This window comes from Enterococcus sp. RTP21361st1_A6_RTP21361_211029 (assembly GCF_040910045.1).
GTDB classification, from domain to species: Bacteria; Bacillota; Bacilli; order Lactobacillales; family Enterococcaceae; genus Enterococcus_D; species Enterococcus_D gallinarum.
Genome location: NZ_JBDGBK010000122.1, coordinates 1 through 7,176 on the forward strand (window position 1 = coordinate 1; position 7,176 = coordinate 7,176).

Here is a 7,176-nt window from a genome sequence, read left to right on the forward strand (position 1 = left end):
GTTCTTGTTGGTGCAAATTCACCTAGTTTGTGTCCTACCATGTCTTCTTGGATGTAAACTGGTACATGTTTCCGTCCATCATACACAGCAATTGTAAATCCGATAAAACTTGGGAAGATTGTGGAACGACGTGACCAAGTTTTGATCACTTTTTTCTTTTCAGCGCCTTGTTGTGCTTCGACCTTCTTCATCAAATGGTCATCGACAAAAGGTCCTTTTTTCAAACTACGACCCATGGTGTACCTCCTCTCAAAATGTGCGACACATGGTCAAGTAAATTATTTAGTCTTGCGACGACGAACGATAAGTTTGTCTGATTTAGCTTTCTTGTTACGTGTTTTGTAACCAAGTGCTGGTTGTCCCCAAGGTGAAACTGGAGCTTTACGTCCGATTGGAGCTTTACCTTCACCACCACCGTGTGGGTGATCATTAGGGTTCATTACGCTACCACGTACAGTTGGGCGTTTGCGCATCCAACGAGAACGTCCGGCTTTACCGATGTTGATCAATTCATGTTGTTCGTTACCAACAGAGCCAATTGTTGCACGGCATGTTGCCAAGATCATACGTACTTCGCCTGAGTTCAAGCGGATCAATACATATTTTCCTTCTTTACCAAGTACTTGTGCACTTGTACCAGCTGAACGGATCAATTGTCCGCCTTTTCCTGGTTTCATTTCGATGTTGTGGATAACAGTACCAACTGGAATATTTTCTAGTGGTAATGCGTTCCCTACTTTAATATCTGCATCTGGTCCAGAAACGACAGTCATGCCAACTTCTAATCCTTTAGGTGCTAAGATATATGCTTTTACTCCATCCTCGTAATGTACTAACGCAATGTTAGCAGAACGGTTTGGATCATATTCAATCGTTTTAACAGTAGCAACGACATTGTCTTTGTTACGTTTGAAATCGATCAAACGGTATTGACGTTTGTGACCGCCACCTTGATGACGAACCGTGATACGTCCGTTGTTGTTACGACCAGCATTGTTTTTCAATGGCGCTAACAATGTTTTTTCTGGTGTTGAAGTTGTGATTTCAGCGAAATCAGAACTTGTCATATTACGACGGCCGTTTGTGGTAGGTTTGTACTTTTTAATCGCCACGTCTTTTTCCCTCCCATTTAGTATTTAAATATGGTCTGCTTATTCAGCAGCGTCAAAAATTTGGATTTCTTTTGAATCTTCAGTTAAAGTCACAACAGCTTTGCGACGTTTTTTTGTGTATCCTGCATATTTACCCATGCGTTTGAATTTAGGGCGTACGTTGATGATATTCACGTTAGCCACTTTCACTCCGTCAAAGGCAGCTTCTACAGCTTGTTTTACTAAAGTTTTGTTCGCTTTTGTGTCTACTTCGAAAGTATATTTCTTGTCATCCATGGCAAGCATAGATTTCTCAGTGATCACTGGGCGTTTGATGACGTCTAGTAAGTTCATTATGCAAGCACCTCCTCGATCTGAGTAAGAGCAGTTTGTGTTACCAACATTTTATCTGCTGAAACAACATCCAATACGCTCACGTTATCAGCAGTTACTACTGAAACAGATGGCAAGTTGCGTGCAGATAATGCAGCAAAGTCGTTTTCTGTTTCTAAAACTACCAATACTTTTGAGTCAATAGTCAAGTTAGCTAAAACTTGTTTGAATTCTTTTGTTTTTGGTGCATCAAAGCTTAACCCTTCTACTGCTACCAAGTTATTTGAAGCAACTTTTTCTGACAATACAGATTTCATTGCTAAGCGACGAACTTTTTTAGGAAGTTTGTAGCTGTATGAACGTGGTGTTGGTCCGAAGACTACGCCACCTCCACGCCATTGTGGTGAACGGATTGAACCTTGACGAGCACGACCAGTTCCTTTTTGGCGCCATGGTTTACGGCCACCGCCACGAACGGCACTGCGATTTTTCACAGCGTGTGTTCCTTGTCTTAATGAAGCACGTTGCATGATGATTGCATCGTAGACAACTGTTTCATTTGGTTCAATTCCGAAGATTTCTTCGTTCAATGTAATTTCGCCATTTTGGCTTCCATCTTGTTTGAATAATGCTACATTCGGCATTCCTTAGTTCCTCCTTTCTTCCTATCTACTTATTTAACTTTCACAGCTGATTTGATTGTAATCAATGATTTTTTCGCGCCAGGTACATTACCTTTAATCAAGATAACGTTACGTTCTGCGTCTACACGCACGATTTCCAAGTTTTGGATCGTGATGCGGTTACCGCCCATACGTCCAGCAAGACGTTTGTTTTTGAATACACGGTTAGGTGCAACTGGACCCATTGATCCAGGACGACGGTGATAACGAGAACCGTGAGCCATTGGTCCGCGGCTTTGTCCGTGACGTTTGATAACGCCTTGGAATCCTTTACCTTTCGAAGTGCCGGTTACATCAATGATGTCTCCTGCTTCAAAAATATCAACTTTAATTTCTGAACCTACTTCTAAGCCCTCTAGCTCTACATTCTTGAATTCGCGAATGAAGCGCTTAGGAGCCGTGTTTGCTTTTGCAACATGACCTTTCGCAGGTTTGTTAGACAAAACTTCACGCATATCTTGGTAGCCGACTTGAATTGCTTCGTAGCCGTCATTTTCGATTGTTTTCACTTGTAGCACTACGTTTGGAGTAGCTTCTACTACAGTTACTGGAATCAATTCGCCAGATTCAGTGAAGATTTGAGTCATTCCCACTTTTTTCCCTAAGATTCCTTTGGTCATGATTACACCTCCATCTTAATTATTATAGTTTGATTTCAATATTTACACCGCTTGGCAAGTCTAGCTTCATTAAAGCATCAACTGTTTTTGGTGTTGGATTCACAATGTCGATTAGACGTTTGTGTGTACGCATTTCGAATTGTTCGCGTGAATCTTTGTATTTGTGTGTCGCACGGATGATCGTGTACAAGCTGCGTTCAGTTGGCAATGGAATTGGACCAGATACGCCAGCTCCAGTTCTTTTTGCAGTTTCTACGATTTTATCCGCTGATTGATCTAAAATACGATGTTCATACGCTTTTAAACGGATACGAATTTTTTGTTTTGCCATTGTTTTCCCTCCTTCGCCTATTTTGAAAAGTAGACATAGCTCCACGAAAATTTCCGTCACGCTCGTCCATGGCAAAGCGTCCGGGCGTGTCGCAACCTCTCGTTTCGTAGCCGGCAGTTTTTTCTTTGCTGCCAGTGTGACTTACGCATATACGTAAACAGCACCTTTATGATTATATTATGGATAAACGCTGATTGCAAGCTTTTTTTAATGAAAAGAAACGATTCTTTTGCGTTTTTTTCAGAAAACTTTCTTTTCTCTTGAAAACAACAAAAACCTTGCCTAATGACTTGCTCTAAGCAAAAGCTTTTCCAACAACCATAGCTACTAACGCAAAAGCGCCCCTTCCGGAATAATTCTCCAGAAAAAGCGCTTCAAACCACTAATCATCTCGATTTACTACTAGTTGATTAATCCTTTAGTCACACGTTGGATTGCTGCTTTTAACGGAAAATAAGCAATAGCGACAATCAAAATCGTGGCCACTACATTGATGACTGTTGCCGGCAATTTGATGACCGCTGCCGACCAAGCTCCTGACCAGCTGCTGCCAAGATACCAAAGCATAACAGTATTTTTGATTTGCGTCATAGCAAGTTTCGCCAAGCCAGTAACAGACCCAATAACCACTAACTGCCATATTGCTTGCGGACGTTTTTTAAATAAGAGAAACGCACCATATGCAAAAGCCCCCACAATAAAACTTTCCAAAATAAAATAAGGGGCCTCTGTCGCATACCCATTCAGCAAATCAAAAATCGCAAAGCCTAGTCCCCCAGCAAGGGAGCCTTTCACATAACCTAATAATAAAACTGCTAATAAAAGAACGGCATTCCCCAAGTGCACAAAGGCGCCGGTGGGCAATGGGATCTTGATCATCGTACCAATGACTGTCAACGCTGTAAACAATGCCACAAAGACAATACTTCGAATTCTGTGATCATTCATGTGGTATCATCCTTTCTTCCGCATGATTATAAGCACCGTGCCAGACGTGACCGACATAAGGATTGATCAGAACCCCTTGTCGAATCGCCGCAACGACGAAGTCTTTGGCCAAGCGAATGCTTTCTAGTAACGGCAGCCCTTTTGCTAATCCAGCAGTAATGGCTGCAGAAAACGTACAGCCTGCACCATGGTTGAAATCAGTATCGATCCTCCGGCTTTCTAGAGTAGTAAAAGAGTGTCCATCATAAACTAAGTCAATTGCCTGCGCTCCTGGCAACCGATGACCTCCTTTGACGACGACACACTTCGCGCCTAAATGATAAATCCTTTTCGCAGCTTCTTTCATAGCAACAAGGTCTTTTAAGTCCCCCATCCCCGATAAAATTCCAGCTTCAATCAAGTTAGGTGTCACCACATCCGCCAAAGGCAGCAAGTATTCGATCAATGCATCCACACTCTTTGGCTGCAAAATATGTGCGGTCCCTTTACAAGCAATAACAGGATCGATCACCACCTGTTTCACTTGTTGTTGCTGGATCATCTTGGCAGCCTGCGCAATATTGGCTTCATTCCCCAACATCCCTGTCTTAACGGCATCCATTGGTTCCCCCGTGAAAGCCGAAATCAATTGTTTTTCGACCAAAGAAGTGTCCATAGCTGTCACTTCGTGGGTCCATCCCATTGACGGATCCATGGTGACGATCGAGGCAATCGAAGCAAAACCAAAAACACCATACTCTTGAAAGGTCTTTAAATCAGCTTCAATTCCTGCGCCGCCTGTTGAATCGGACCCGGCGATCGTTAATACTTTCTTCATTATTATCGACTCCTTTTATTCAGTATAACCAATGGTCCCCTTGACGAAAACAGCCAATTGGCTTATTTTTATACCATCCAATAAAAAAAGGAGGGCTCTAATGACCGATAGGCAAATCGATAAACAGAAGAAGCAACCACTCTATCAGCAAATCGTCACTTACTTTATCGAGGCCATCCAAAATGGCGATTACACACCTGGTGAACAGTTGCCCGCCGAACGAAAACTAGCCACTCAATTCGGGGTCAACCGTTCAACGATCGTCAAGGCACTGGATGAGCTTCGGAGTTTAGGATGGATCACGCGCAAACGAGGCAGCGGCACACAAGTCTCTGAAGGTCGATGGGGCAACCGTCAGACCCCTCTGTCTTATCTCCGCTCGTCTCTATCTAGTCCCTACTTACAGCAAGACCCCTTTGTTGAAGAGATTCAGCGATTGCGCACAAAAGACCAAATTCTCGACCTTTATACAGGTGATCTGCCACAAGAACTGCTTCCTGATTTCCAATTTCCTGCCTTTACTTGGGAGATGATCCGCAACGAAAGCCTGCAAAGCACCCCAGCCGGCTATCCACCATTGCAAGAAGTCTTGATGCGGCACTTGACGGAAGATTTCGGAATCCCCTTATCTGGACAAAAACTCGTGATCACTTCTGGCTCCACGCAAGGTATCACACTGCTTATGCAAGTTTTGTTGACTTCAGGTGATAGTATTCTTACGGAAGATCCTTCCTTTTTGTTTTCATTGCCCTTATTTACAACAATGAATGTCCGCGTTCTCGGAATCAAACAGGACGAAGAAGGGATGCGACCGAAAGACTTAGAACAAGCATTGAAAGAGCAGAAAATCAAATTTGTTTATTTAAATCCGACATTCCAAAATCCCACCGGTCGTACCATGAGCCTTGGCCGCCGCAAAGAAATTATCGCTATTTGCCAGAGGTATCAAGTACCGATCATAGAAGATGATATCTTTAGTGAGTTAGCCTTTACGCCGCAACCCGAAAAATTTAAGGCACTAGCACCAGATTCGGTCATTTATCTCGGATCTTTATCAAAACTCTTTGGGTCTTCTATCAAAATCGGCTGGTTATTAGCTCCTGAAGCATTGGCGGATCAATTTGCTCAAGCTAAAAAAAGGATGTCTATCGAGACAACGATTTTTCCTCAACTGTTAGCTAATCTTGCTCTCCGTTCCATGGAGTACCCTCAACAACAACAGGACTTGCTAAAAAAGATGGCTCAAAAGCAACATGCCTTGATTCAGCGACTGGACGCTTTTTCTGAGGATTGGGCATTCCAACAGACCACTGGGGGACTATACCTCTGGCTGCAATGGCAACACGCCCCACTGAAACGGAGAGACTGGACACTTTTCTTAAAAAATGATTGTCTAGTTGCCCCAGCCTTTCTCTTCAGCAATGATACAAACGGATTTCGTCTGAACTATACACGACTTTCGGAAAATCAACTAGACTTGTTTTGTCAGCAATTCAGAAAAATCACAACACAATTAAAGGAGCATCTGTATGAATGAGACAATTGATCTATTAACCAACCACCGCACTTATCGCCAATTCGATAGCAACTATCAATTATCAAAGGAGCAGTTAGAAGCAATTTTATCTGCTGCACGACAAGCACCTAGCTGGATGAACGGGCAAGCTTATTCCATTCTCGTGATCGATGATCGTTCACTTCGACAACAGCTGGTTACTTGGAATCCAGGTAATCCTCATATCGCTGAAAGTTCTATCTTTTTACTTTTCTTGGCTGATTTAAACCGCACCAAGAAAGTTGCTGAGAAAAAACAAACACCTTATCTGGTTGATGAAGGTCTACAACCATTGTTGATCGCAACAACCGATGCTAGTATCGCTTTACAGTCAGCTGCCATTGCTGCGGAATCTCTTGGTCTAGGAACAGTTATTTCCGGCAGTGTCCGCAAAGACAGCAAAGCGATCGCCGAATTGCTCGAACTGCCAGAATACGTTTACCCTGTGGCTGGATTAAGTATTGGCAAACCAATTGTAGATATGGCTCTCAAGCCTCGCTTGCCTCAAGAGGCGGTAATCCATTACAACAAATACCAGGATTATTCCTATCAAGCGATCGAAGACTATGACCAAATCATGACCGCCTTCGGTGAAGCGAGAGAAACAATGCCTTGGTCCGAAAAATTCGCCAATTTCTACGGCCGTGTCCCTGACCAAGGCTTTGATCAGTTTCTAAAAGATCAAAAATTGATCAAATAAAAATTTTCAAGCAAAAAAAAGCGGCTCTATAATTTATGGGACTGATGAATCAGAATTGATTCTTCAGCCCCATTTTTATTTTAGGTATTAAAAAACAT

General features: G+C 42.8%; 10 protein-coding genes. 2 read left to right on the forward strand and 8 right to left on the reverse strand.

The genetic code is table 11. The features are described 5' to 3' along the window. The 8 genes from rpsS to thiD form a co-directional block, all read right to left on the reverse strand. A partial coding sequence (gene rpsS / locus AB5Z52_RS15240) for a 30S ribosomal protein S19 (protein WP_368262357.1) occupies positions 1–236 on the reverse strand: 236 nt, incomplete at its 3' end. 42 nt (positions 237–278) lie between these two features. After that, positions 279–1,112 (reverse strand): 50S ribosomal protein L2, encoded by an 834-nt coding sequence (gene rplB / locus AB5Z52_RS15245; protein ID WP_003127970.1) that lies wholly within the window; start codon positions 1,110–1,112, stop codon positions 279–281. Positions 1,113–1,151: 39 nt separating this feature from the next. Beyond that, entirely contained in the window at positions 1,152–1,445 is a 294-nt protein-coding gene (locus AB5Z52_RS15250; protein ID WP_003127969.1) for a 50S ribosomal protein L23, read from the reverse strand. Next, entirely contained in the window at positions 1,445–2,068 is a 624-nt protein-coding gene (rplD, locus tag AB5Z52_RS15255) for a 50S ribosomal protein L4 (RefSeq protein WP_003127968.1), read from the reverse strand. Before rplD ends, AB5Z52_RS15250 begins: the two co-directional genes overlap by 1 nt. A 29-nt stretch (positions 2,069–2,097) precedes the next feature. Next, positions 2,098–2,727, reverse strand: coding sequence for a 50S ribosomal protein L3 (rplC, locus tag AB5Z52_RS15260; protein WP_368243499.1), 630 nt, complete (start codon positions 2,725–2,727; stop codon positions 2,098–2,100). Positions 2,728–2,749: 22 nt separating this feature from the next. Beyond that, positions 2,750–3,058: a 30S ribosomal protein S10 gene (rpsJ, locus tag AB5Z52_RS15265; protein ID WP_003127966.1), complete on the reverse strand. Its 309-nt coding sequence runs from the start codon at positions 3,056–3,058 to the stop codon at positions 2,750–2,752. Positions 3,059–3,460: 402 nt separating this feature from the next. Next, positions 3,461–4,006: an ECF transporter S component gene (locus AB5Z52_RS15270; protein WP_021150626.1), complete on the reverse strand. Its 546-nt coding sequence runs from the start codon at positions 4,004–4,006 to the stop codon at positions 3,461–3,463. Continuing rightward, a complete protein-coding gene (gene thiD / locus AB5Z52_RS15275) occupies positions 3,999–4,823 on the reverse strand; it encodes a bifunctional hydroxymethylpyrimidine kinase/phosphomethylpyrimidine kinase (protein WP_003127963.1) in 825 nt (274 codons plus the stop codon). Before thiD ends, AB5Z52_RS15270 begins: the two co-directional genes overlap by 8 nt. 100 nt (positions 4,824–4,923) lie before the next feature. Here thiD and AB5Z52_RS15280 point away from each other — a divergent pair, with 100 nt between their 5' ends. Both AB5Z52_RS15280 and AB5Z52_RS15285 read left to right on the forward strand, forming a co-directional pair. Then, positions 4,924–6,360, forward strand: a complete 1,437-nt coding sequence (locus AB5Z52_RS15280; protein ID WP_096710879.1) for a PLP-dependent aminotransferase family protein — start codon at positions 4,924–4,926, stop codon at positions 6,358–6,360. Then, positions 6,353–7,078, forward strand: a complete 726-nt coding sequence (locus AB5Z52_RS15285) for a nitroreductase family protein (protein WP_005470027.1) — start codon at positions 6,353–6,355, stop codon at positions 7,076–7,078. Before AB5Z52_RS15280 ends, AB5Z52_RS15285 begins: the two co-directional genes overlap by 8 nt. The last annotated feature ends 98 nt before the right edge of the window (positions 7,079–7,176 follow it).